This window comes from Exiguobacterium antarcticum DSM 14480 (assembly GCF_000685865.1).
In the GTDB taxonomy this organism is placed as follows: domain Bacteria; phylum Bacillota; class Bacilli; order Exiguobacteriales; family Exiguobacteriaceae; genus Exiguobacterium_A; species Exiguobacterium_A antarcticum.
In genome coordinates, this window is sequence record NZ_JMKS01000005.1 from 513,050 (window position 1) to 538,353 (window position 25,304).

Consider the following 25,304-nt stretch of genomic DNA (forward strand, 5'->3'; position numbering starts at 1 on the left):
GGAATGAAGGACGTATTGACGAAATTGACGAACGCACATCATCTCCGATATGAAGAAATGCAACAAGCTGCCCGTCAGCTATTTGACACGGATGTGACGGACAGTGAAATCGCAGCGTTTCTGGTCGCATTAAAAGCCAAAGGTGAGACGGCAGAAGAGTTAGCGGGACTGGCCTCGATCATGCGCGAAGTTGCGCTTGCCATTCCGGTCACGAGCAGTGGATTCATCGACAACTGTGGCACGGGGGGAGACGGATCCCAGTCGTTTAACATCAGCACGACGGCAGCATTTGTCTTAGCCGGTGCCGGAGCAAAGGTCGCAAAACATGGCAACCGGAGTGTTTCAAGCAAGACCGGAAGTGCGGATGTGCTCGAGGCGTTAGGGGTTCCGCTTGATGTGACACCGGAAGAAATCGCGGACTTACTCGAAACGAATGGAATTGCCTTCTTGTTCGCCCAACGGATGCATCCCCGTGTCAAACAAATCATGAAGGTGCGACGTGACTTACGGATTCCGACGATTTTCAACTTGATTGGTCCTTTAACCAATCCGGTACCTTTACAAACGCAGTTGCTGGGGATTTACCGGGAAGATTTGCTTGAGACGATGGCCTTGACGTTACATCGGTTAGGACGAAAACGAGCCATCGTTCTCCATGGCGCCTGTGGGATGGATGAAGCGTCGTTAGCGGGTACAAATCAATTGGTTTTACTCGATCGAGGCGAATTGATCCGGTTCAGTTTACATCCGGAAGAAGTCGGTCTGCAGGTCGCACCGATTGAAGCCATCCGCGGTGGGACGGCAGCTGAAAATGCGGATATCTTATTACGGGTCTTACACGGAGAAGCGGGTCCATACCGGGATACCGTCCTGCTCAATGCCGGGATCGCCCTGTTTGCGGAAGGACGGGTCCAAACGATTCGTGAAGGGATTGAACACGCGGCAGACAGTATCGATTCCGGTCGTGCCTTTGAAAAACTACAGTACTTGCAACGCATGAAACGACAGGAGGCAATCGGATGAATATTTTAGACCGAATCATCGACACGAAACGACTTGAAGTGCAACAGTTGAAACTAGAGGGTCTTCCTTTGGTCGAGCGTCCCTCCCTTACGCCAACCATTCATCAATCGCTTGGTGGAACGGATCTATCGGTCATCGCGGAAATCAAACGGGCTTCGCCGTCTAAAGGCGACATCTCACTAAATGTCGATCCGGTGGCACAAGCGAAACGGTATGCGGCGAGTGGAGCGACCGTCATCTCGGTCTTGACGGATGCAACGTATTTTAAAGGGAGCATGCAAGACCTGGCAGCTGTCGCCCAAGCAGTGGATGTCCCTGTTTTGTGTAAGGACTTCATGATTGACCGGATTCAAATCGATGTCGCCAAAGCACATGGTGCACGTTTGATTCTGTTGATCGTCGCTGCGCTCGACGATGAGACGTTACACGATTTGTATGACTATGCGTATGCGAATGGACTCGAAGTGTTGGTTGAAGTCCATGATGCAACTGAACTGGAACGAGCAGAACGGTTACAAGCCAAAATCATCGGCATCAACAATCGTAATTTAAAAAAATTCGAAGTGAACCTGGAAACATCACTCCAGTTGCTCAAGGCAAAATCAGAAAATGTCCGTTATATCAGCGAAAGTGGCATCAAGACGATAGAAGAAGCCAAAATGTTACATGCGGCCGGAGCAGATGGCATTTTGATCGGGGAAACGTTGATGCGGGCAGACGATCCGGCAGAGTTCATTCAAACTGTCAGTGGGGCGCATCATGACACGCATTAAGTTTTGTGGCTTAAAACGGATCGAAGAGGTGAAATATGCGGCTGAACGGGCAGACTATATCGGATTTGTTTTTGCACCAAGCAAACGGCAAGTCACACGTTTAGAAGCCGCGGTTTTACGGAAACACATCCCGGTCGATGTAAAAGTCGTTGGCGTGTTCGTCTCACCGACACGAAAGGAAGTCGATGAAACGATTGAGCAGGTCGGATTGGACTTGATTCAACTGCATGGTCCAGTATCGGACGAGTTGTTCCGCGATCAACACGTCCCGATTATTCAAGCGCTCCCTGCAGATGCGGCCTCATCGATTCATCCCGATGCCGATTATGTCTTGTTCGATGCACCGGAAGCCGGTAGCGGACAGACGTTTGATTGGACGACGGATCTACAAGCGGATCAACCAATCTTTGTCGCAGGGGGGCTTCGGGCGGACAATGTCCAACACGTCATCGAACGGTATCATCCGTTTGCAGTCGATGTCTCAAGTGGGATTGAAACAAATGGTCAAAAAGATCTGAAAAAAATGCAGGCATTCACGGATGCCGTAAAGGAGACTTTCAAATGACACGTTATTCACAACCGGATGCACTGGGACAATACGGAATCTACGGAGGACGTTATATTCCGGAAACCTTGATGCAAGCCGTTCTTGAACTCGAACAAGCCTATGCGGAAGTGAAAGAAGACCCGACTTTTTATGAACGGATGAATGACTTGCTCGAAAACTATGTTGGTCGAAAAACACCACTTTATTATGCCGAGCATTTAACACGAGCCATCGGTGGGGCAAAAATTTATTTGAAACGCGAAGATTTGAATCATACAGGTGCTCATAAAATCAATAATACGATTGGTCAAGCACTGCTCGCTGAACGAATGGGGAAACGAAAAATCGTAGCGGAGACGGGTGCCGGACAACATGGTGTCGCGACGGCGACCGTCTGTGCCCTGCTTGATTTAGAATGTGTCATTTTCATGGGAGAAGAAGATATTCGCCGTCAGGAACTGAACGTTTTCCGGATGGAGTTACTGGGTGCGAAAGTCGTTTCCGTGACACAAGGGAGCCGGACGTTAAAAGATGCCGTCAATGAAGCGTTACGTTACTGGGTCAAACATGTCGATGATACGCATTACTTGATGGGCTCCGTCCTCGGACCACACCCGTTCCCGGAAATCGTCCGTGATTTCCAAGCCATCATCGGTCAAGAGACGCGGGCACAAATCCTTGAAAAAGAGGGGAAATTACCGGAAGCGATCGTCGCTTGTGTCGGCGGAGGAAGTAATGCAATCGGGATGTTCCATCCGTTCATCGAGGATGAAGACGTCGCGTTATACGGCATCGAAGCAGCGGGAAGTGGACTGGATACGGATAAACACGCAGCGACGATGTCAAAAGGGGAAGTCGGGGTCTTACATGGCTCAATGATGTATCTGTTGCAAGATGACCATGGTCAAGTGACGGAAGCCCATTCGATTTCAGCCGGACTGGATTATCCTGGTGTCGGTCCCGAACATAGTCTGTTAAAAGATATTGGCCGTGTCCAGTATGAGGCCGTCACGGATCAACAGGCACTGGATGCCCTGCAATTGTTGTGTCAAAAAGAAGGCATCATTCCAGCGCTTGAAACGGCGCATGCCATCGCTCATGCAACAGAACTTGCCAAAGAGATGCAACCGGAAGAAGTCGTCGTCATCTGTCTGTCAGGACGCGGCGATAAAGATGTCATGACAGTCAGAAATGCTTTGAAGGGGGAAGCCTGATGCGTTTAGAACAAGCAATCCGCACTGTTAATCAACGTGGTGAAAAAGCATTTATTCCCTATGTGATGGGAGGGGATGGAGGAATCGAGCGGTTGCCCGCCATCTTGGCATTTCTTGAAAAATCAGGAGCGACGGCGATTGAGGTGGGTGTCCCGTTTTCTGATCCCGTCGCGGATGGTCCTGTCATTCAAGAAGCCGGATTACGTGCTTTGGCAAAACAGGTCAGTCTAAAAGATGTTTTAGAAGCGATTCGAGTGGCGAGACAGTCGACGACCGTTCCGATTGTCGTCATGACGTATTTAAATCCGATTTTCCGGTATGGGATCGACAGCTTCCTTGCCACGTGTCGTGAAGTTGGAGTCGATGGTTTAATCATTCCGGATTTGCCACTTGAGCAAAGCAATCAGTTTTTTGCCGGACGCAACAAACAAGAGATCGCCCTTGTTCAACTCGTGTCCTTGACGAGTCCGATCGAACGGATTGAGAAACTGGCAACCCATAGTGAAGGATTCCTGTACGCCGTCACGGTCAACGGGACAACAGGGGGGCAAACGCACTTCGGTGATGCATTAGAAGAGCATTTGGCGAAAGTCGCTCAATTGAGCCCGGTTCCTGTCTTAGCTGGTTTTGGGATCAGTACACCGGAACATGTCCGTCAACTCAGCACAAGTGTTGCCGGCGTCATCGTCGGGAGCAAAATCGTCGAGTTATTGCACCAAGGTGATGAAGTGGCCATCGAACAGTTGATGGCTGCCCGGTTACCGGATGTGACGGTGTAAGTTGATTTGAAAAGGGTGGACTGACAAGTCAGTCGTTGAAATTCAAAAAAGGGTGCCCGGATTTCAAATCCGGGCACCCTTTTTGTAGTGAAATCATTTTATTTTTCAGCGTGACTTTTCAAGACATCTGCGACAAGACCAGACACGTATGGACTCCCGCGGTCTTCTTGTTCGACGGACTCAATCATGATGGCGACGAGTAAGTCTTTTTTGTCATCATCATAACCGACGAAAAAGCCGTTCTCTTGCCCGTTTTCTTCGCCTGCCTTTTTCAATTCGGCCGTCCCGGTCTTTCCGGCGACCTTGACTTCTGGAATGTCTGCCGGAAGTGGATACCCGGCATGGACGACGTCATAGAGATCGTCCCGGATCATCGCGGCATCCTTGGCATCGAGGACGTCTTTTTTCCAAACCTGCTTGGTTGTTTCTTCCGTCAATAATGTCGGTCGATAAATGATACCGTCTGTCAGGAAAATTTCGTACATCGAAGCCAGATGGAGGATGTTCGTCAACATTTGGCCTTGCCCATAAGACGTATCCATCAATTGACCATCAGACGCAATCGAACCATCGTTTGAGATTTGTGAAGCACGCATCGGATACGTGAAGGGAATCTTTTCTCCGTATCCTAACGCTTCAAGACCGGACGTAAAGGCTTCCGTTCCAATCTGTTCCAACGTTGATTTCGCAAAATAGATATTGTCCGAGTAGACCAAGGCATTATGCAGATTAACAGGATCCGGTGTCTCGTGAATCCGGGTGACGTTAAAACCATCGATCTTTGTTTTCAACCCGTCAATCGTGTAGTCTTTTTCGGGATCAAGCGTTTTACTCTTGAGGCCGACTGCTGCCGTCAAGGGTTTTTGGGTCGAGCCGGGTGCGAATGCACTCGTAAAACGATTGAGTAAGGGTTGATCCGGATTTTTTGTCAACGCATCAAGGCGCGCTTGGGAAATCCCGGTCGTGAACTCGGCCGGATCGAACCCAGGTGAGCTGAGGAGCACACGGGTCTCACCGGTCCGTGGATCGATTGCGGCTGCTGTTCCTGGATCGTCTTTCATCGTTTTGTACGTCTGTTGTTGTAATGTGCCGTCAATCGTCAGCTGGATGTCCTGTCCATCCTTTGCTTCAGTTTCAGCTACATCAATGGTTGTGTCATCTGGTTTAATGATCTCGATCCGGGCACCGGCCGTGCCGCGTAATGTCTCATCAAGTACCTGTTCGAGTCCTCGTTTTCCGACTTGTTCCCCGGCCTGAATCGTTTGTTTTGATTGTTTGATCTCATCTGCTGTCGCGGAACCAGTATATCCGATCAAATGTGAAGTCGCCTTGCCGAATGGATACGTCCTCACTTCGGTTTCCTTGATACCGACACCATCGACTTGCTCGAGTCGTGTCAGTTGTGATTTGGCGTCAGCAGCATAGGTCTTCAGCGGAACGAATTGTCCGTCTTTGACCCAGCTTGCACCGAGTGCATCTTCGATCGAGGAAACGGGTCGATCGAGTAATTTCGCAAGTGTCGAAACATCTTTGAGTTGTCCTGCGATCGCCCCGACTTGAGCCCCTGTATCCGTCGTCGCGAGTGGTCGTTTTTCGGAATCGAGGAGGTCGCCTCGTTTCGCCTCAAGAGTCGTTAACTGCACACGATCGTCTTTCTTGAAACCCTTCAGGACAAAGGATGAATCCCAATCGATATACCAGTTTTCCGAGTCCCTCTGTTTTTCGAACGTCAATGGAACTTGTTTGTCATAGGAAACAGCTCCTGCTAACGTCTCAAACGAAATCTCGACGGGTAAGCTTGCTTTTTTGGAATCCTCATTTTCCGTCGATTTCAACCGTTTTACGGAAAGCTCCTCGATGTCCAATGAAGCGGCTAACTTTTTGGTCCGTTCAATGAATTCTTTTTTACCATAGGTACTTTTAGTCTGTTCGCTGGCATACTCAGCATACATCTTGTCGTAATCTTGTTTTTCCCATAACTTGATATAGGCATCTAATCGTTCCTCCGCTGTCGGTGCATCCTGGCAACCGGTCAGAACAACGAGACCGAGCGTAGTTGAAAGTAGGAGCGGGATTGTCGGCTTCAAGATGTTTCCTCCTTTGAACAACATAGTATTTGTTACCACCGTACCATTCTTTCCCCGGGATTTCATCTCGAACGAAACACGAAAAAAACACGCGAATGAGGACATTCGCGTGAGATCAACAAAACGATTAGTTAAAGTAGTTGAGTGGATTGACACTGTTTGCAGCAGAAGAAGCGCTGTAAACGTAGTTTCCCCGGTGCATTTCAAAATGAAGGTGTGATCCAAAAGAGTTTCCGGTATTGCCGATATTCCCGATTCTTGAACCCTTGGCGATCTTTTGTCCGACGGAAACAGCTCGGCTACTCAAGTGAGCATATACCGTCGTATAAGATAACCCGTTGACTGTATGTTTCATCATGATGTGGTTGCCGTAAGCACCATAATACCGTGATGTGATGACCGTACCGGCAGCAGACGCATAAACAGGGGTACCGGTCGGAGCAGCGATGTCGATTCCATTATGGAATGTGTAACCATACGTGCCGCTAGCGGCACCGTATCCTTGTGCGATTCGTCCGCTAGCAGGGCGGGAAAAGCCGCTTGATGCTTTTGACGCAGTTGTGACACTGTATTTTTTAGCGTATGTAGAAGAGATGTAACGTGATGTACCACCGTAAGAAATTTTTGTCCATGAGCCGGAAACACCTAGATAATTGAAAGTTTGTCCTGAATTGACACTACCGACGACCTTGTAAGCGGTCGAAGGGCCCGTCCGAACGCGTAAGCCATCTGCTGTTACTTTTACTTTGTACGTTGTCGCTGCGTCAACTTTTTGGGTAGTCGTTGTAGCGAAACCTGAAACCATCAGTGCTGTCATTGTCATAGTTGTAATCATGCGTTTCATGTAGAAGTTCCTCCTAGAAGTGTGAAAGGCGACGGACGATTATGTAAGGGAACAAGCCCTTTCAAAGTTGTAAGATACAGAGCATTATGTATTTAATATGTATAAATATTTTCTTGATAGAATGATTATAGCATCGCGAATAACACAGAAATATTTCAGTTTCATTGCAAGATTATAGTTGTATAACATATATTGTAATGGTAAATATTTCATTTATAAACTAAATTTAATTTTAACAAAATAGAATCAATAAGATGTTTTTTGAATAAACATAAAAAAACGTGACGATGCAAAAAAACGCATCCTCACGTATATAGGAAAAAAGACTTAGTTGGAAACAGGTGCAAAAACGGTCAAATGTTGACTTAAGACCTGAACGGTAATCGGAAGATGTCCTGCCGTATCGCCATCCGCGTTGATCGGGAGATGTTCTTTCGAATCGATACGGACTTCTTTTGTCGTAAAATAATCGACTTGATCGGCATCTGCGATACCACCTGTCAATAGTTTCGGTAACGCTTGAAGAGCATCAAAGAAGCCAAGCTGCTTGATGATGAAGACATGTAATAGTCCATCATCGACACGTGCTTCCTTAGCAAACGATTCGAAACCTCCAACTGAATTTGTCAGGGAAATGATTAAAAGCGGTGTTTCACCGTCAAATGATTTTTCGGTTGCCGTCAATTGAATCGGATAGGGACTATGATCTTTAAACGCTTTTAATCCTTCGATGAAATAAGCGACAGAACCGAGTGACGTTTTTTGCTCGACACTGACTTCTTCGACAGCTTCAGCGATCAATCCGACAGCGATGACGTTCATGAAATAATGATCATCATACTTTCCGATGTCCAGCGGACGAGAAGGGGCGTCTTCTAAAATACTGATGGCTTCTTGTGGATCAGTCGGAATGTTCAAGGCACGTGCTAAGTCATTGACCGTGCCGAGTGGAACGATACCGAGCGTCGGGCGGTAGTCTTGTTCCGCGATCCCCGTGATGACTTCATTGACCGTTCCGTCTCCGCCCATGGCGACAACAGCATCGTATCGTTCCTGAGCGGCCTGTTTCGCGAACTGCGTCGCATCCAGTTCTTTTTCTGTAAAGCGGACATCGACTTCCGTAAATCGTTGTGCTAACGTACCTTCAGCAAATTCCGCATGTTTTTTCCCGAGTTCTTTCCCAGATGATGGATTGATGATCAGCATGACTTTTGACAAGTTCAGTTCCTCCTTTGAATCTAACTCTTTCTATTTTCCCAACATGACCTAAACATAATCCTAGACAGAAAAAAACCTTGCACATCACTGGAATCGTGATGTGCAAGGGGGGAGATCACATTATCGACGCGCGATTGGTGGCGGTGAAGCTTCACCTGCTGCAGGACGGACCACTTCTTCTTCGTCCCAACACTCTGTATTTTCAATGCCAAGTGCTTTTGCGGAGAAGACAGGGTCAAGTCCTTGTTTCCGTTGTTCTTGGTAATCATTGATGACTTTAAGAGCGATTCCACCTAGAAGTGAGATGGCTGTCAAGTTGATCAATGTCATACCCGCCATGAAGAGATCGGCAAAGCTCCAAACCATCCCGAGGCTGAGGACGGAACCGATGAAGACAAAGGCCATCGTGGCAATCCGGAAGCCAAAAATCGCAGCCGGACTCTTTTTGATGAATTCGATGTTCGTTTCACCGTAGTAGTAGCTGCCGACGATCGAACTGAAAGCAAACAGGAAAACACAGATGGCGATGAAAGCAGGTGCGATTGCACCAAGTTGTTCACCTAACGCATTTTGTAACATCTCGATGCCTTCGCCGTTACCAGACGCATAACTATCGCTGAGTAAGACGATGGCAGCAGTTGCCGTACAGACGATCAACGTATCGAGGAAAACACCAAGTGTCTGGAGGAATCCTTGTTTCGCAGGGTGTGAGACTTCAGCCGCAGCAGCTGCGTTTGGTGCTGATCCCATACCGGCTTCGTTTGAGAAGAGACCACGCTTGACGCCGAGTGAAATCGCAGCTCCGACCGATCCACCGAAAGCCTGTTCGATTCCGAAGGCACTCTTGAAGATCATCGCGAAGACACCAGGAAGTTCTGTCAGGTTCGTAACGACGACGAAGAGAGCGGCGATGAGATAAAGTGACGCCATGACCGGAACGACGATCGCAGAGAACTTCGCGACACGGTGGACGCCTCCAAAGATGACGAGTCCTGTTAAGACGACGAGTACGCCGCCGACGACGGCTTTGTTGACTCCAAAGGCGTTATCAAATGCTGCTGCAATCGTGTTTGATTGAACCGAGTTGAAGATCAGACCAAATGTGACGGCGATCAAAATCGCAAAGACGATACCGAGCGCCCGGTTTTTCAAACCTTTTTCGATGTAGTAAGCAGGTCCGCCGCGGTAAGCATTTGTTTTTGTATCGCGGACTTTATAGACTTGAGCAAGTGTACTTTCAATCAGTGCTGTTGCTCCACCGAGTAAAGCGACCATCCACATCCAGAACACGGCACCCGGTCCACCGAGCGTGATGGCAATCGTCACACCGGCTAGGTTACCCGTACCGATTCGTGTCGCTGCCCCGATGAAAAACGATTGGAGCGATGTGATGCTTTCTCCTTCGTCATCCGTCGTTTTTTCATTTTTATCGAGTGTCACCCGGAACATTTCTTTTAAGTACCGGAACTGAATGAATTTTGTCCGAATCGTAAAATAGATGCCGACTCCGATCAGTGCCGCGATTAAGATATAAGACCATAATAAGTTGTTCGCGAAATCGACTCCTGATTGTATTGCTTGTTGAAAGGCATCCATGTGAAAAATTCCTCCTAAGATTTTTTTGGTGAAGATAAAAAAGCTATACGTTGAATTATACAAATTTTCAGATAATTAGCAAGCTAAATTTGAAACTTTTTTTTGAAATCTAATTAGATTAATTATTCATTTTATAGAAGAGATGGTCATTTTAAGTGATTAAAAAAGACCTGTCATAATTAATATGACAGGTCGAAAATGGCGCTGCTAGAGGGTTAGAAGCTTACTCTGACAGGAGAAGTTGTTCATACAAAACATCAATCCGTGTCGACAGCTGTTCACGTAACAAAAAGAGTTCTGAAACTTTAATCAAATCTTGGGTGATGTCTAATTGCTGAGCAAGTAGGGCGACTTCCGCTTCTAACCGTTGAATGGCCTCTTCAAGTTGTGGACTCGTCAACGGAGCCTGGATCAGATTTTTCTGCTGACGACCCGTGGACAATGGTTTATGCGTGTTGGTAGTCACAGAACGTGCCTGCCGTTTAGAAGAAGCATATTCATAAGAACCGTGGAACACTTCGATCGTCTGATCGAGCCATAAGGTTTTCGAAAACAGGCGATTTAAAAAATAACGATCGTGGGAAACGGCGATCAACGTTCCGTCAAAGGATTCCAGAGCCTCTTCTAAGGCGTCCCGCGAATCAATATCCAAATGATTCGTCGGTTCATCTAAGACGAGTACGTTCAGATCGGAATGGACTAAAATGGCTAGCATCAGACGCATGCGTTCACCACCACTTAATGCCGTGACGGGCAAGAAGACACGAGGTCCAAAAAAGAGAAACTGGGCGAGGCGTTGGCGAGCAGTTCCTTCATCAACGTGGATCTGTGAGCGGAATACATCAATCAAACGGTCCGTATCAGGAAACGTAATATGCTGGGACAAATAACCGATTTTGACAGAGGGACCACGTAAGATCAGACCTGTCGTCGGCTCGATCTTTCCGAGTAGCAGGTGCAGGAGAGTCGATTTACCGCTTCCGTTTGCGCCGACGATGGCCAATCGATCTTTTGCCATCACTTCAAACGTGACGGACTGGAACAGTGTACGTTCGGAAAAGGAAACCCCGACGTCCTCTAACCGATAGACGGTTTGGCTGGTCTTGCCGTGTGCCGAAAAAACGAGGTCCGGAGTCTCGGCTTCGAGCTGTGGACGTTTGATCCGTTCGATCCGTTCAAGTGCCCGTTCCATTGACTTCGCTTTTCGAAACAGTTTTTCACTCGGCGGAGACGCTTCGTTCGCCCACTGCCGCAGGCGGCGAATAGCATCCTTCATTTGCTTGATTTTTTTTTGTTGTTCCTGATAAGCATGAAATTGTTCGAGCAAAAGACGTTCTTTCTCCGAAACGTAGAACGTATAGTTTCCCCGGTACAAATGAAGGTGTCCGTCCTCCAGTTCAACAACCCGTGTCACGACACGATCAAGGAACACCCGGTCGTGCGAGACAAGGAGGGCAGCGCCTGCATAACTCGTTAAAAAGGATTCAAGCCATTCGACGGCAGCTAAATCAAGATGGTTGGTCGGCTCGTCCAGAATCAGAAGGTCCGGCTCCACAAGTAACATTCGTCCAAGACAAATCTTTGTCTGTTCACCACCACTCAGTTGATGAAACGGACGAGAGAGGAGCGATTGAAGGTGAAGCCCGTTGATCATCCGTTCGACTTTTGAATCAAGTAAATAACCACCTTGACGTTCAAACCTTTCTGTCGCTAGCGTATAACGTTCGAGTAGCTGGTCCAACTGCTCGATTTCCGTCGCCATTTGTTGTTCGAGACGTTGTAGGGAATGGCGTAAATCAACTAATGAGGCAAATGCGGTCCATAAGACATCCAGACCTGTGAGCACGTGATCAAACTGCGGAAGCTGCTCGAGATACCCGATCGTCAAACCACTTTTTTGATACATCGCACCCGCATCGGGTGAATCGAGTGTGGCGATCAACCGTAAAAGTGTCGTTTTTCCACTTCCGTTTCGACCGATCAATCCGATACGGTCGTGTTGTTCGATAAAGAGGGACACATCCGTTAAGATGTCGTCACCTCCGAATTGTTTAGTAAGGTGTTGCAGGTCGCAAATCATCATCTAGAAATTCCTCTCTAGCGCATCAAAAAAGGAGAGCGCAAACAGCACTCTCCTACAGACGGTGGAAGATACGCTTTGCTTTATTTTTCAACTATGGAGTTCCTTTAAAAAGGGCAGACGTGTCCCTTAGAACGCCATTCCATGAAAAATCGCGCGTAACAGATACAGTTGTTCGATCAGCCAATCTTTACACGCAGCAAAACCCATTCCTCCACACCACCTTTTCGTTTTCGATAGGTTCATTTTATCATGGACGCGCGAACAGAAGAAAGAGATATTTTTATTTGAACCAACCGGCAATCGAGTTAAAGAAACTGCTGAGGGCATCAAATAATTTAGCAAAAAAGCCTTTTGTTTCTTCCGAAGTGGCAAATGCCTGAATGTCCTGCCCCGCATCTTTTAGACCACTCTCGATTTGCCCCCAGTTCAGGTCGGCTTGCTCCATTTGATTGAATAATCCGGTCAGGCGATCCATCTGCGCATCTGACAGATTGATGTTATTGTTTTGGATGACTTGGACGATGACGTTTTCAATCTCGACTTTTGTTTCCGGTTTTTGTTTTGCGATTTCGGCTTTGATTTCGTTCATCAAATCGGCCACTTTATCGGTCCCGACCGTCTTTCCGACGTCTGAAGTCACGGAAAGTTCTTGTTGGGCAAGATCTTTTCGCTCATCCGTCAGTTTAATGCCGGTCTCCGCCGATGTCTGATCGTATGCTTTCATGATACCGGTCAACGCGGACGTGCCGGTTACTTTATAAGGAGACGTGATGGTAATGTCGGCATCCGTCACGCCTGCCGTCACGAGGGCGTTCAAGTACATGTCTTTTGTCACCCAGGTGATGTTTTCAGTCGCGACCGACAGTCCGTCTCCCTTTTCAGCCAGTTCAATTTTGGCCGAAGAATACATTCCGCCACCACGTTGCGACTGGGGGATGTTTTTACCAAGGTATTTTTCTTCGTCCGCCGATGTCGCGATGATCGGCGTGATGCCTTCCGGTGCATTCAGGCGCGACAGGACCCATGCTTTGTCTTTGGCACCCAGTGATTCGCCGAGCGTAATAATCGTTTTGTCGACGATTTGCTCAGCCGAGGCAGCCGTCGGAAGCAGTAAAGTCGTAGCAAGCAATGCAGATGCCGTCCATGTCATTGTTTTATTCATCATCATAAATTCCTCCGTAAGTTAAGTATCAGGTACTAAGTTCAGTCTAATCGACCGTCTTCAGAAGAGAATCGGTCTCAAGGACGAGCGGACGTCCACCTTCCGCCATGTTCATTGTACAAAAAAGGGATGGAAATGACGAGAAAGGGTCAATTAAACGTTAAATCATGCTAAAATCAAAACAAATCAAATAGCGACCACTAGGGGAGTCAGTAGGCTGACTGAGACGACGAAGACGTTCGGACCCTTTGAACCTGATTAAGTTTGGACTTACGGAGGGAAGTGGCGTGAACCCTTCTTTATATGAGGTCTTTTCACGTCATACCTGACATCGGGTGTGGCGTTTTTTGATTAAAGAAGGGGGAAACGACATGACATTCAGTGAAGAAATTCGACAAGCAGCAAGACGGTACTGGGACAGTAGTTTTACCCATCCGTTCGTGACGGGCATCGCGGACGGGACTTTACCGGAAGCGAAATTTCGCCATTACGTCTTACAGGACGCGTATTATTTAAAACATTTTGCGAAGATTCAAGCCCGCGCGGCTTCGAAAGCCCACGATTTTGCGACGATTGCTGAACTGGCCGAGCATGCGACATCGACTTACGCGGCAGAACTGAGTCTGCACCAATCGTTTTTTGAACTGCTTGAAATCTCGAACGATACGTTGGCTGAGTTCGAACCGGCACCGACAGCATATGCGTATATTTCGCATATGCACCATGCAAGTGAAGGAACGCTCGGGGAGACCATCGCTGCTATTTTACCGTGTTATTGGCTTTACTATGAGATCGGACAACAATTACAAGCAGCGACACCGGCTTCACCGATTTATCAACAATGGATTGAGACATACAGTTCGGAATGGTTCGAGCGGGTCGTCTTTGAACAAATCGATCGTCTGAATGATTTGGCGGAGCGGGCAAGTGCCGAAGAACGGGAACGGATGAAACAACATTTCGTCAAAAGTTGTTATTACGAATTGATGTTTTGGCAGATGGGCTGGACGGAAGAGACGTTTGAGCAAACGTATCGTCAGACGATCGAGACCCCTTCGTCGACAGGAAAGAATAGGGAGCTAAACTAAAGAAAAACATTAAAAAACTGAACGATCCCACCTTGGAAAAGGAGGATTCGTTCAGTTTTCTTTGTCTTGCCAGTCGGTAAATTATTTTTAGCTGTGGCGTTCGATCAAATCAGCAAGGCGCTGTTTGACGGTAGCAGCGTTACGTAACTCCTGATTCGATAGCGACAGCGTCGTCATCGTTTCGTCAGCTCCCGCCATCTCACTGAACAGTGAGCCTAAGCTATGGGCACGGCGATCGATTTGTAAGACGATCTCAATACCGGACCGGTCTTGCAGCATGATGACTTCGATTTCATCAAGCTTATGCGCATAATGTGTTCCACGCGCTGAATATTCGAGTTCTTGGGCAATCGGCAGATCTTTTCGGAAACGCCCCGGAAGTTTTTCTGTATCGGCTTTTTTTAAACGGAATCCGAGATCTTCCATCGCTTCCAAAATGACCGATTGGAGGTCGTTGGCTTTGACGACGACGGCATCATGGTCGGATGGATCGACGGCTTGTGCGATATCGAGACCTGTCTCGATCCAGGATTTGGACTGACTGACAGACAGAGGGGTATTAAAAGGGACTTGAAGCGTAAACGGAATTTCCCGTTCGACGCCAGCTTCGATCGTAAAGGCCGCTTCGTTTAAAGCGAACCGGTCGAGTGTGAAAGTCGTAAAGGCCGTGTTGTCACCGACTTCTTCTTTATATTGAGTGTTAAAGGCGAGGTAAATCCGGTCGATTTCCTGATCGACGCTACCACCTTTGATGTGAACGACACCTTGAATCGTTCCACCGGGTTCACACTGGTCTTGTTCAAGTCGTGTATCGACCGTCGCGGCACCAATACCGATTTGGGAAAGAATTTTTTTGAACATGTTGTTTTCCTCCTTCAGGAATGAAGTAATCGTTTTTGAAATAAAGCTGACTTGCTTGTCGAACGGGAGTGAATTTGCTACAGTTTCGAAAGAACAAACAAAAAAGGACGGGACGATACGTGGAATTACACCAACTAAAAGATTTGCTTACCGAAAAACTGCAAGCCACATCCCTCATACACGCGACGATTAGCGGACCGCGTCTCAAATCGAATGATCTACGTCGAATCAAGTTAAAACCGATTCTATTAAGAGATACGTATGCGATCCAATTAGAGTTTCAACATGAACGGATCATTAAGCATGAGAATTTAAGTATAGAAGACTTTATTTTACGAATGGACGAATATTTTGATGAATTTCGTCAATTTTTATTTCGATTCGAGACGGAAGAACTGCAATTTCAATTGTCGAAGAAGATGAAAGTATCGCTTAAGACGACGGTCAAAGAACGTCTGCAAGCCGAACTATCGCATAATCGGAAGAAAAGTCATTTGTTAGAAGACGGAATACCGGTCCCCTTTTTGATTCGTTTAGGAGTCATGACGGAAAATGGACAAGTCAAACGACAAAAATACGATAAGTTCAAACAGATCAACCGGTTCCTTGAATTCGTTGAAGACAGCATCACGGCATTACCGACAGGACGAACGATACGGATTTTAGACTTTGGATGCGGAAAATCGTATTTGACGTTTGCTTTGTATCATTATTTGAAGGTCGTCAAAGGATTTGATTTGAACATCACGGGTCTGGATCTCAAAAAAGAAGTCATCGAAGAATGTACAGAAATCGCGGGTGATCTTGGATATGATGATTTGACGTTCCGCGTCGGTGACGTCCACGACTACGATCAAGAAACGGAAGTGGACCTGATGGTGACGCTACACGCATGTGACGTCGCGACGGACGTTGCCTTAGCCCGTGCCGTCGATTGGAATGCCTCCGTCATTCTCAGCGTACCGTGTTGTCAAAAGGAACTGAATCGGCAACTGGAATGTTCACCGCTTGATGTGATGCTTCAACACGGATTAATAAAAGAAAAATTTGCATCGCTTGCGACCGATTCAATTCGAGCGGAATTGTTGACGCTCGTTGGTTATGAGACTCAACTGTTAGAGTTCATCGATCTTGAGCACACACCGAAGAATATCTTGATCCGCGCCTATAAAAATCAGAAACGGCCATCAGAAGAAAAAATCGATCGGTATCTGGCTTTTCGGAACCTGCTTCAAGCACAACCTTACCTCGAACGTGAATTAAGCGACAGACTTGGACAGATTTCATCGAAACTCGTACAATAAAGAAGACAACGAAATAAGGGGGAAATAATACAATGGATTTTCAAATGTATTTTGAAGATGTCGTTCAGACGGCACGTAAAGAAGCAGCAGCTGCAGGTTTTGAAGAACTGACGACTGCTGAAAGCGTCGAGGAGGCAATGAAACGTGAAGGACTGACACTTGTCCTCGTCAATTCGGTTTGTGGATGTGCAGGGGGGATTGCTCGCCCTGCGGCAGCCTACATCAACCGGATGGAAGGTGTGAAACCGGATCATTTCGTGACCGTTTTTGCAGGACAAGACCGGGAAGCAACGGATCGTGCACGTGAATACTTCGAAGGATATCCACCATCATCACCATCATTCGCCTTGATGCAAGATGGAAATATTCTTTCAATGGTCGAACGGTTTGATATTGAATCCTTTACGGCAGAAGAAGTCGTCGAGAAGTTAGAATCATTGATTGAAATTTACGCGTAATCCATTAAAAGCGCTGTTTCTGCATCTGGAAACAGCGCTTTTTTGTATGAAGTCGCTACCCTACTCATTCAAAAAGACACCAAACGAAAATAATTGAAAGCGTTATCAAAAAAATATTTACCGGAAGATAACAAAGAAAATACAAGTTTTATGCATTATTTATATATAATTATGCTTTACAATGAATAAATATTCGTATATTCTAAAAGCAATAAATCAGGTCGAACTTTTTAGTATTGAATTAGAAAAAAACATAAGTCATACTATTGTTAAAGTTCTGACAATTGAGCGTTGGAAGGGGAATTTATTGATGAAAAAATTAGTAGCAACGGCAATGGCAGGCATTCTCGCCGTCACGATGGCAGCATGTGGCGCATCAGAAGAATCAACAGGCGGTACGACAAAGACGAGTGACAAAGTATTGACGATGGGAACGTCGGCAGATTACTTCCCATTTGAATACATCGATACAGCAAAAGGTGATGACATCGTTGGTTTTGATGTCGCAATCGCCAAGGAAGTCACAAAAAATCTCGGGTATGACCTGAAAATCGAAGACATGGAGTTCGGAAGTCTGCTCGGAGCACTCAGTGCCGGTCGTGTCGACTTCGTCATGGCCGGTATGACACCGACGGATGAACGAAAAAAGAATGCGGACTTTACGGATATTTACTTTGAATCGAAAAACCTTATCATGACAAAAGATAAAGCGATCAGTGCAGATGACGAACTAAAAGGGAAAAAAATCGGGGTTCAACTCGGATCGATCCAGGAAGCATTAGCGAAAGATCGTTACAAGGACAGCGAAGCCGTTTCGTTAAACAAAATTCCGGAAATTATTCAAGAATTGAACACAGGACGGATCGATGCCTTGATCATCGAGGATGCGGTTGCCGTCAAATATATGGATCAAGATGATTCGTTGAAAACATACCAAATCAAGGAAGATGGTCCAACGGGTTCTGCTGTTGCCTTCAAAAAAGGGGACAAGATGCGTGACGAGTTCAATACGGAGTTGAAAAAGATGATCGACAACGGGGATATCGATAAACTCGCAGAAGAATGGTTCCAAAAAGAAGCAAAATAAGAGTAGTGCATAGGGGTGGGGGTAACCCCATCCCTTTTGTGCGACGTTAGGAGATTGGTTATGATAGACTTTACAAAGATTCAAGATTCAATCCCATATATTCTGCAAGGAATTCCGGTTCTGTTTCAAGTTGTCGTCGTCGCGGCCATCGCTGGGATGATCATCGGTATCGTCGTCGCGGCTCTCAAAATTACGAAAAGTAAGCTTCTTCGATTCGTCGGTCACGCCTATACGGCCGTGTTTCGTGGGACACCGCTCATCTTACAGCTGGCCATCATTCATTTTGGATTGCCGCAATTGACCGGGTACGTCACGACCGGGTATCAATCGGCGATCATCGCCTTCTCCTTGAACTCAGGCGCCTATATCTCGGAAATCATTCGGGCCGGGATTCAAGCGGTCGACCGCGGACAATGGGAAGCAGCGGATGCCCTTGGTATTCCTTACATGAAACAGTTACGGTCCATCATCCTGCCGCAAGCCTTTAAAAACATCTTGCCGGCCATCATGAATGAATTGATCACATTGACGAAGGAGTCGGCGCTGATCTCGACGGTTGGTGTACTTGACGTCATGCGCCGGGCACAAGTCGTCGGTGGAGAAAAAGCATTATACTTTGAACCGTTGTTATTTGCAGGATTCGTCTATTTCGTGCTTGTCATGGGATTGTCCTTGATTGGTCAACAAGTCGAAAAAGCTATGAGAAAGAGTGGGTAATCAGATGGAACCTATGATTCAAGTTACCGATCTATATAAACAGTTCGGAAAATTAGAAGTATTAAAAGGCATTACGACAACGGTCGGACGGGGAGAAGTCGTTGCCGTCATCGGACCGTCCGGGTCAGGGAAATCAACCTTTTTACGATGCATCAATCTGTTAGAGAAACCAACCGGAGGTACGGTAAACGTCGCTGGTTTTGAACTGACGAAACCAAAGGCAAATATCGCGAAAGCCCGTCAAAATATCGGAATGGTGTTTCAACAGTTTAATCTCTTCCCGCATAAATCGGTGCTCGATAACTTGATTTATGCACCGATCAACGTGTTGGGGTTATCGAAGGAAGATGCCGTCAAACGGGCAGAGGTGTTACTCGAACGCGTCGGCTTGTCAGAAAAACGGGATAATTTTCCGAATCAGCTGTCCGGTGGACAAAAACAACGGGTTGCGATCGCCCGTGCGCTTGCGATGGAGCCCAATGTCATGTTGTTTGATGAACCGACGTCAGCGCTCGATCCGGAGATGGTCAATGAAGTGCTCGACGTCATGAAACAGCTGGCCGAAAGTGGGATGACGATGGTCATCGTCACGCACGAGATGGGTTTCGCAAAAGAAGTTGCCGACCGTGTTTTATTCCTCGATGAAGGGATCTTGATGGAAGAAGGCAGTCCCATCGAATTGTTTGATCATCCGAAGACCGATCGGGCAAAAAAATTCTTAGAAAAAGTATTATGATGCAAAAGGGGCTGACTCAAAAGTCAGCCCCTTTTTAAAAGAGGAGGACGTATGTTGATCAAGGAAACGGAACAGTTTGTCAAAACATTTCATGCGAATGATTTTTCAGGACATGATTATGCCCATATCGAGCGTGTCCGGAAGATGGCGTTACGGATTGCAGCCCGTGAAGGGGGAGACGTCCGAATCATCGAACTCGCGGCACTACTACATGATGTAGCAGACAGCAAGATCGGTGGAACGAGTTCACGGGTCGATTCGTATCTGACACCCCGTGTATCGACGACCGACCGTCACCATATCCTTGACATCATCAACAGCATGTCCTTTAAAGGGGGAGACCGGCCGCCGATGCAAACGCTCGAAGGAAAAATCGTCCAGGACGCGGATCGGTTGGATGCGATTGGGGCGATTGGTATCGCCCGGACGTTTCAGTTCGCTGGACAATTCAAGGAACCGATGTATAGACCTGAATTAACCGCTCGACAAGCGGGAGACCGGACGAGTCCGACAAGTGCCTTGCATCATTTTGAGGAGAAGTTGTTACGGTTAAAAGATTTGATGAACACGCAAACGGCCAAAACGATGGCGGAAGACCGCCACGAATATATGGTGAAGTTTGTGGAACGTTTTAAAGAGGAGTGGAGCGGCGATTGATGGCAACAAAACAGAGCTCCATTCCATTGTTGGAACGGAGCTCTGTTACTTAACTTAAGATGACGGCGGTAATCAAACCGAGTGAAGCGAACAGACCGACGATGGCGCCACCTTCCTCGTGAGCTTCCGGCATCATCGTCGAGGCAAGCATCGCGATGATCCCTCCACTCGCAAAAGCGCCGATCATCGCAAATTGCATGTCAGGCAACTCAGCTAGGATCGAGTAACCGGCAAGCGAAGCAAGAGCGGAAATCAACCAGACGAGTCCCCACATCACAAGTATTTTTTTCTTGGAAAAACCATCTTTTTGTAAGCCGGTCGTACTCGATAGTCCTTCCGGAATATTGCTGACGAAAATCGCGGCGACGAGAGCCGCACTGACGTTTCCGGACAGTAGACTTGCCCCGATCATGATCGATTCCGGAATCGCGTCCAGAATCGTCCCGAAGAAGATCGCCGTTCCGGTGCCTTCATTCCCGCCGGATGACCGTTTTCGTTTACTCGCTCCACGCGAAGAGACGAACATGTCAAACGCCGTAAAGACTAATGAGCCGACGATGAAGGAGATTCCGACGACCATCGTCGTTGACTTATTTAAAGCCTCATCGAGCAATTCAAACGTCGCGGCCCCAATCAGAATGCCTGTTCCAAACGACATGACATAACCGATCAACCGTTGTTTCAGCGGGACGAATAAACCAATCAAGGCCCCAATGACGACGGCGCCACCGGCAATCGCCCCCCACATGAATGCTATTCCCATCCAATCCATCTCCTTGTCCAATCGATTACCTGTATTACTATTTTCCTAAAAAAATGATTGATAAACATAGCTAGTTAAAAAAGAATAAACGAGCCTGGAACCAAAAAAGTCTCCCGTCGACGAGACGAGAGACTGACTGGCTCCTTAAAACGGTTGTTTATTTAACCAATGTCCACCATCGAGGGCGATACATTCCCCATTTAAGTACCGTGCTTGATCGGACAGCATCCACGTCGCCAGGTCGGCAATTTCTTCCGGGGTCCCGAAGCGTCCGAGGGGGACGTTCCGACGGATCCGTTCCGCATGTTCCGGGGACATGGCGAGTTTGTCGGCACCGCCAGTCCGTTCGATCGGTCCCGGGCTGATGGCATTGATGCGCGCTTGATATTTGTATCCCCATTCAACAGCCAAGGTTCGCGTCAGATTCAAGACGCCTGCTTTTGCTGCTGCGCTGGGGGCGACCCCGGGACCTGCCTGCCAGGCGTAGGAAGCGACGATGTTCAGAATCTGTCCACCCGAGACCCCATCTTCTTGCCAGCCTTTGACGAGGGCATGGGAACAGTTAAACGTCCCGTTCAGGACGATATCGATGACCGTTTTCCAGCCGTTTGGCGATAATTCATCCGTCGGGCAGATGAAATTACCCGCAGCGTTGTTGATCAGCGCTTCGAGTCGACCAAATCGATGCCGTGTTTGATTGACGGCTGCCATGCACGCTTCCGGATCACGCACATCCATCTGGATGACGGCATGTTCTCCTTGGATTTCCTGCAACGCGATGTCCATTTGGTGTAATCGGTCTGCATCCCGACCGGTCACGACGACATTCCAACCGGCTTTTTTTAAAGTAAGAGCCATCGCTTTGCCCATTCCGCTCGTGCCACCCGTTACGAGTACTGTTTTTGTCATACATAAAACCCCCTTTATGAACTGAATGAATAGCCATTCAATTTATGTATTCAAAAAAGAAGGAGCAAACTCCTTCTTTTGTCGTGAATTATTCTACTGCTAACGCCGTGTTCGTCAAGACAGGAACCACTTGTTTCTTACGTGAAACGACACCTTCTAGATAGAGAAGGTGATTTGTCGCATCGATTCCGAAGGCACGTTCGACAAGTGAAGCTTCCGGTCCGAGGACAAGAGCAACGGAGTTGTTCGTCAAGATGTCCGTCACGAGTAACATGTACAAATCAAGGTCTTTTTCAGCGATCAATGATTCGATCCGTGCTTCGAGTTCTTCTTGACGCAATAGGACTTCTGCCGTATCGACCGTGTTCGCCTGTGCGATCTCGACTTTGAAAGGTCCCATCGTAAATTCTTTTGCATCAAGCGCAATCAATTCATCGATTGATTTTTTCGACAAGTCCGCACCGGCCTTGAGCATATCGAGACCGTAGACGTTGGCATCGACACCTGCAATCATTGCGAGTTCACGTGCTGCGATGACGTCTTGTTCCGTGCATGTCGGTGATTTAAATAATAAGGAGTCCGAGACGATGGCAGACAACATCAAGCCGGCAATTTCGGGTTTGATGGCGACACCGTGTTCTTTATACATCTTGTTTAAAATCGTTGTCGTACAGCCGACAGGTTCAGCGCGATAATAGAGGGGATCAGACGTCTCGAAATTGGCGATCCGGTGATGATCGATGACTTCTGTCACCGTGACGGCATCGATGTCATCGGCACTTTGTTGACGTTCGTTGTGATCGACGAGAATGACGTGTTGCGCTTCTTTTGATACTTCTGTCACAAGGCGAGGGCGTGCCACTTTGAAGTAGTCGAGTGCAAATTGTGTTTCACCGTTGATGTCACCAAGGCGAATCGCTTCCGCGTGAACACCGAGTTCTTTTTTTAATTCGGCATAGGCGATCGCTGATGCAATCGTATCCGTGTCCGGATTTTTATGACCAAATACTAAAACTTTTTCCATGTGTATTCACTCCTAAATGATTGATGTCTCGCCCATTAGTGTACCATAAGTCCGATTTAGACGGCGTCCATTTTGACGAGGATCCCAGCGATTTTTTCGCTCCAATAGGGATCAGAGGCATAAAAGACGTTCATCCCGCCTGCCTTGTTCCCAAGAAAAGCACCTCGGTAATACTTCCCGTCTTCAGCCAAATAATCCCGGGCGATGAAACGGCCGGTCTTCCGGATTGAATCTTCAAAAGACGTATAGGCAGTCGCATTTTTGCCTGGAGCGATATCGGTCGCATTGACGCCAAACAGATTAAATTTATCCTGCGCAATTTCCGAGCGTCCATAATTGGATTCATGAATCGCATGGGCGAGCAGATAGGCGGCATTGATCTTAAAATCACGTTCCACTTGCTTGAATGTTTTGCCGGTGCCGATCAGCGGGCTGTCCGGTGCATTTTTCCGAATGTACGCATCAAGTTGTTTAGCGGTCAGGTCAGTCGCTTGACGTAAGTCTTTTGTCAGTGTTTTTGATTCCACGTACTTCGTCGTTCGTTCCGGTAACGAGGCAGGTGCTTGACCGGCTGTGATCAGTCCGCCGAGTCCCGCATCCGCGACGATGTAATGTAAGAGACGGTCGCCTTGTTTTTCATAGTAGGACTGATGACTGGATTGTTCAATCGGATAAAGCGTCAAGCGATCCGACGCGACGTAACCGGTCAGACCGGCAATCTCGATTCGACTGACCGAGTCCGTATACGCCAGCAGGGACAACCGGCTACCGGGCGCGACATAGGTTTGACGTTTTTTTAGCGAACGATCGGCATAGATGTTTAACGTTTGACCGGCATCGACAATCCCGATCCCACTTCCGGTCAAGTAGAGGTAACGATCATCGGATGTTCGTTTGACCGCACCACGTCGTTCGTTGAGGAATGTTTTCGCTTCGTCAAAGGAATCAAATTCTTCTTCTTGGATGACCTTTCCGTCACGGTAGAGTTCAGCGATATAAGGGGAGGCCGGAGAAAGAATCGTCTGGGGTTTGTCCCGCAGCAGCACAAATAACAAGATGCCGAGCAAAAAGAAAAAGAGTAGTCCTTTCAGAGAGCCTGTTCGACGGACGGGGCGAGTCGGGCGGATGATACGTTTAGTCAAAAAATCACGTCCTTCAAAAAAATCAATCGACAATCTGGGTAAAGAATAGGTAATCTAACAAAGAATGGAGGGGAATCTGTGGTTATTGGATATCGAACATTAAAGACCGCCGTCGCAGCGGCACTCGCCATGTGGATTGCGGAGAGGATGCAGCTGGATTATCATGTGTTTGCCGCCATCATCGCCATCCTGAGCATTCAAGCGACGCGGAAAAAATCATTCCGTGCCTCGTATGAACGGATCATGGCCTCACTGTTGGCAATCGGGATTGGGTTTGTCATCTTCGAAATCATCGGTTATCGACCGATCGCGCTTGCACTTTATTTCATTTTATTTCTTCCGCTCACCCAACGCCTCCGTCTTCAGGACGGTTTTATTACCAGTGTCGTCATTCTGACCCATCTCTACACGGCCCGTCAACTGAACCTTGCCATCTTCTTGAATGAGATTTATTTGTTACTGATCGGGGTTGGCGTCGGACTACTCGTCAACATGTATATGCCGAGTCTCGACCGGACGATCTCAGACCGCCGTCGCCAAATCGACCAACGGATTGCCGCCTTGTTTTTCGAAGTAGCGGCCGCAATCGAGACGGGACGGATCAATCAACATTCGTTGACGTTACACGAAACGGAACGGTTATTGAAAGAAGGGAAAGAGGCATCCTTAAAACGGATGGGGAATGCAATCGGCAGACGAAATGACGACGAAGACTATTCCTACTTCCGGATGCGGGAACAACAATTTGAACTGTTGAACGGGATTGTCCGGAACGTCGATGACCTTGTCCTTGTCGTCGAAGAAGGAAAAAAAGTCGCCGACCTGTTTCGGACGATTGGTGACAATGTCCGACCAGATGCCGACGCAACGTTATTTTTGACAGAATTAGAACGATTACTCGAAGAATTCCGGGCATCGCCGTTACCGACGACGCGGGACGAGTTCGAAGTCCGATCCGCGCTGCTCCACATGTTGCAGGAAACAGAACAATACTTACAATTGAAACAACGATTTGTCGATCAGAAGAGATAAAACATCGTCGATGCAAAGGTTCCAATCAGGAAAATCGCTAAAATCGTAATCGTCGTCCATTTGATGATCCGTTGTTGTTTTGATGGTTTTGACATACAAAAACCACTCCTTTCGAATGAAATGTGATTATAGCCATTGTACAAACAACGCTTCTGAAGTGCAAATCGACCTTAAAATGGTATACTAACAAAGCGCTAGAT

At 47.4% G+C, this 25,304-nt stretch carries 24 protein-coding genes and 1 riboswitch; of the genes, 13 read left to right on the forward strand and 11 right to left on the reverse strand.

What is annotated here, in order from left to right:
• Positions 1-3 precede the first annotated feature (3 nt).
• The 5 genes from trpD to trpA are packed head-to-tail and all read left to right on the forward strand — an operon-like array spanning position 4 to position 4,336.
• Entirely contained in the window at positions 4-1,023 is a 1,020-nt protein-coding gene (gene trpD, locus P404_RS0113920) for an anthranilate phosphoribosyltransferase (protein ID WP_026831068.1), read from the forward strand.
• Entirely contained in the window at positions 1,020-1,796 is a 777-nt protein-coding gene (trpC, locus tag P404_RS0113925) for an indole-3-glycerol phosphate synthase TrpC (RefSeq protein ID WP_026831069.1), read from the forward strand. Before trpD ends, trpC begins: the two co-directional genes overlap by 4 nt.
• Positions 1,783-2,361 carry a phosphoribosylanthranilate isomerase gene (locus P404_RS0113930; RefSeq protein WP_026831070.1) on the forward strand — a complete coding sequence of 193 codons (579 nt, stop codon included), beginning with the start codon at positions 1,783-1,785 and terminating at the stop codon, positions 2,359-2,361. The genes trpC and P404_RS0113930 overlap by 14 nt, the downstream gene beginning before the upstream one ends.
• Positions 2,358-3,557 carry a tryptophan synthase subunit beta gene (gene trpB, locus P404_RS0113935; protein ID WP_026831071.1) on the forward strand — a complete coding sequence of 400 codons (1,200 nt, stop codon included), beginning with the start codon at positions 2,358-2,360 and terminating at the stop codon, positions 3,555-3,557. The genes P404_RS0113930 and trpB overlap by 4 nt, the downstream gene beginning before the upstream one ends.
• The gene (gene trpA, locus P404_RS0113940; RefSeq protein ID WP_026831072.1) at positions 3,557-4,336 is read left to right on the forward strand and encodes a tryptophan synthase subunit alpha; all 780 of its coding nucleotides are present in this window, start codon (positions 3,557-3,559) and stop codon (positions 4,334-4,336) included. The genes trpB and trpA overlap by 1 nt, the downstream gene beginning before the upstream one ends.
• Positions 4,337-4,434: 98 nt before the next feature.
• Here trpA and P404_RS0113945 read toward each other — a convergent pair whose 3' ends face one another.
• The 6 genes from P404_RS0113945 to P404_RS0113975 form a co-directional block, all read right to left on the reverse strand.
• Complete coding sequence (locus P404_RS0113945) at positions 4,435-6,423, reverse strand: penicillin-binding transpeptidase domain-containing protein (protein ID WP_026831073.1); 1,989 nt, start codon at positions 6,421-6,423, stop codon at positions 4,435-4,437.
• Positions 6,424-6,550: 127 nt separating this feature from the next.
• The gene (locus P404_RS0113950; protein ID WP_026831074.1) at positions 6,551-7,267 is read right to left on the reverse strand and encodes a peptidoglycan DD-metalloendopeptidase family protein; all 717 of its coding nucleotides are present in this window, start codon (positions 7,265-7,267) and stop codon (positions 6,551-6,553) included.
• 327 nt (positions 7,268-7,594) lie between these two features.
• Positions 7,595-8,485 (reverse strand): diacylglycerol/lipid kinase family protein, encoded by an 891-nt coding sequence (locus P404_RS0113955; RefSeq protein ID WP_014969909.1) that lies wholly within the window; start codon positions 8,483-8,485, stop codon positions 7,595-7,597.
• A 120-nt stretch (positions 8,486-8,605) separates the two neighbouring features.
• Entirely contained in the window at positions 8,606-10,081 is a 1,476-nt protein-coding gene (locus P404_RS0113960; protein WP_026831075.1) for an alanine/glycine:cation symporter family protein, read from the reverse strand.
• A 223-nt stretch (positions 10,082-10,304) separates the two neighbouring features.
• Positions 10,305-12,164: a ribosomal protection-like ABC-F family protein gene (abc-f, locus tag P404_RS0113965; RefSeq protein WP_051590521.1), complete on the reverse strand. Its 1,860-nt coding sequence runs from the start codon at positions 12,162-12,164 to the stop codon at positions 10,305-10,307.
• 280 nt (positions 12,165-12,444) lie between these two features.
• Positions 12,445-13,329, reverse strand: coding sequence for a DUF1002 domain-containing protein (locus P404_RS0113975; protein WP_026831077.1), 885 nt, complete (start codon positions 13,327-13,329; stop codon positions 12,445-12,447).
• A gap of 189 nt (positions 13,330-13,518) precedes the next feature.
• Positions 13,519-13,624, forward strand: a riboswitch (TPP riboswitch).
• A 73-nt stretch (positions 13,625-13,697) separates the two neighbouring features.
• Between P404_RS0113975 and tenA the strand changes: the two genes are divergently transcribed.
• The gene (gene tenA / locus P404_RS17695; protein WP_034774552.1) at positions 13,698-14,414 is read left to right on the forward strand and encodes a thiaminase II; all 717 of its coding nucleotides are present in this window, start codon (positions 13,698-13,700) and stop codon (positions 14,412-14,414) included.
• Between the two features lie 87 nt (positions 14,415-14,501).
• Here the strand turns inward: tenA and P404_RS0113985 are convergent, their stop codons facing one another.
• Entirely contained in the window at positions 14,502-15,275 is a 774-nt protein-coding gene (locus P404_RS0113985) for a sporulation protein (RefSeq protein ID WP_026831078.1), read from the reverse strand.
• A 119-nt stretch (positions 15,276-15,394) separates the two neighbouring features.
• Between P404_RS0113985 and P404_RS0113990 the strand changes: the two genes are divergently transcribed.
• From P404_RS0113990 to P404_RS0114015, 6 genes are all read left to right on the forward strand, one after another.
• A complete protein-coding gene (locus P404_RS0113990; RefSeq protein ID WP_014969916.1) occupies positions 15,395-16,579 on the forward strand; it encodes a class I SAM-dependent methyltransferase in 1,185 nt (394 codons plus the stop codon).
• 32 nt (positions 16,580-16,611) lie between these two features.
• Entirely contained in the window at positions 16,612-17,037 is a 426-nt protein-coding gene (locus P404_RS0113995) for a BrxA/BrxB family bacilliredoxin (RefSeq protein ID WP_014969917.1), read from the forward strand.
• A 310-nt stretch (positions 17,038-17,347) separates the two neighbouring features.
• Positions 17,348-18,124: a transporter substrate-binding domain-containing protein gene (locus tag P404_RS0114000; protein ID WP_014969918.1), complete on the forward strand. Its 777-nt coding sequence runs from the start codon at positions 17,348-17,350 to the stop codon at positions 18,122-18,124.
• Between the two features lie 60 nt (positions 18,125-18,184).
• Positions 18,185-18,841: an amino acid ABC transporter permease gene (locus P404_RS0114005; RefSeq protein WP_026831079.1), complete on the forward strand. Its 657-nt coding sequence runs from the start codon at positions 18,185-18,187 to the stop codon at positions 18,839-18,841.
• A gap of 13 nt (positions 18,842-18,854) precedes the next feature.
• Positions 18,855-19,577, forward strand: coding sequence for an amino acid ABC transporter ATP-binding protein (locus P404_RS0114010; protein ID WP_014969920.1), 723 nt, complete (start codon positions 18,855-18,857; stop codon positions 19,575-19,577).
• Between the two features lie 51 nt (positions 19,578-19,628).
• Complete coding sequence (locus P404_RS0114015) at positions 19,629-20,234, forward strand: HD domain-containing protein (RefSeq protein WP_014969921.1); 606 nt, start codon at positions 19,629-19,631, stop codon at positions 20,232-20,234.
• A 49-nt stretch (positions 20,235-20,283) separates the two neighbouring features.
• Here P404_RS0114015 and P404_RS0114020 read toward each other — a convergent pair whose 3' ends face one another.
• The 4 genes from P404_RS0114020 to P404_RS0114035 all read right to left on the reverse strand — a co-directional run bounded on the left by P404_RS0114020 (position 20,284) and on the right by P404_RS0114035 (position 24,072).
• Entirely contained in the window at positions 20,284-20,997 is a 714-nt protein-coding gene (locus tag P404_RS0114020; RefSeq protein ID WP_026831080.1) for a ZIP family metal transporter, read from the reverse strand.
• A gap of 144 nt (positions 20,998-21,141) precedes the next feature.
• Entirely contained in the window at positions 21,142-21,906 is a 765-nt protein-coding gene (gene fadH / locus P404_RS0114025; protein ID WP_014969923.1) for a 2,4-dienoyl-CoA reductase, read from the reverse strand.
• Between the two features lie 88 nt (positions 21,907-21,994).
• The gene (locus P404_RS0114030; RefSeq protein WP_014969924.1) at positions 21,995-22,930 is read right to left on the reverse strand and encodes a manganese-dependent inorganic pyrophosphatase; all 936 of its coding nucleotides are present in this window, start codon (positions 22,928-22,930) and stop codon (positions 21,995-21,997) included.
• Positions 22,931-22,986: 56 nt separating this feature from the next.
• Positions 22,987-24,072 (reverse strand): N-acetylglucosaminidase, encoded by a 1,086-nt coding sequence (locus P404_RS0114035; RefSeq protein WP_026831081.1) that lies wholly within the window; start codon positions 24,070-24,072, stop codon positions 22,987-22,989.
• A gap of 78 nt (positions 24,073-24,150) precedes the next feature.
• Between P404_RS0114035 and P404_RS0114040 the strand changes: the two genes are divergently transcribed.
• Positions 24,151-25,104 (forward strand): aromatic acid exporter family protein, encoded by a 954-nt coding sequence (locus tag P404_RS0114040; RefSeq protein WP_014969926.1) that lies wholly within the window; start codon positions 24,151-24,153, stop codon positions 25,102-25,104.
• The last annotated feature ends 200 nt before the right edge of the window (positions 25,105-25,304 follow it).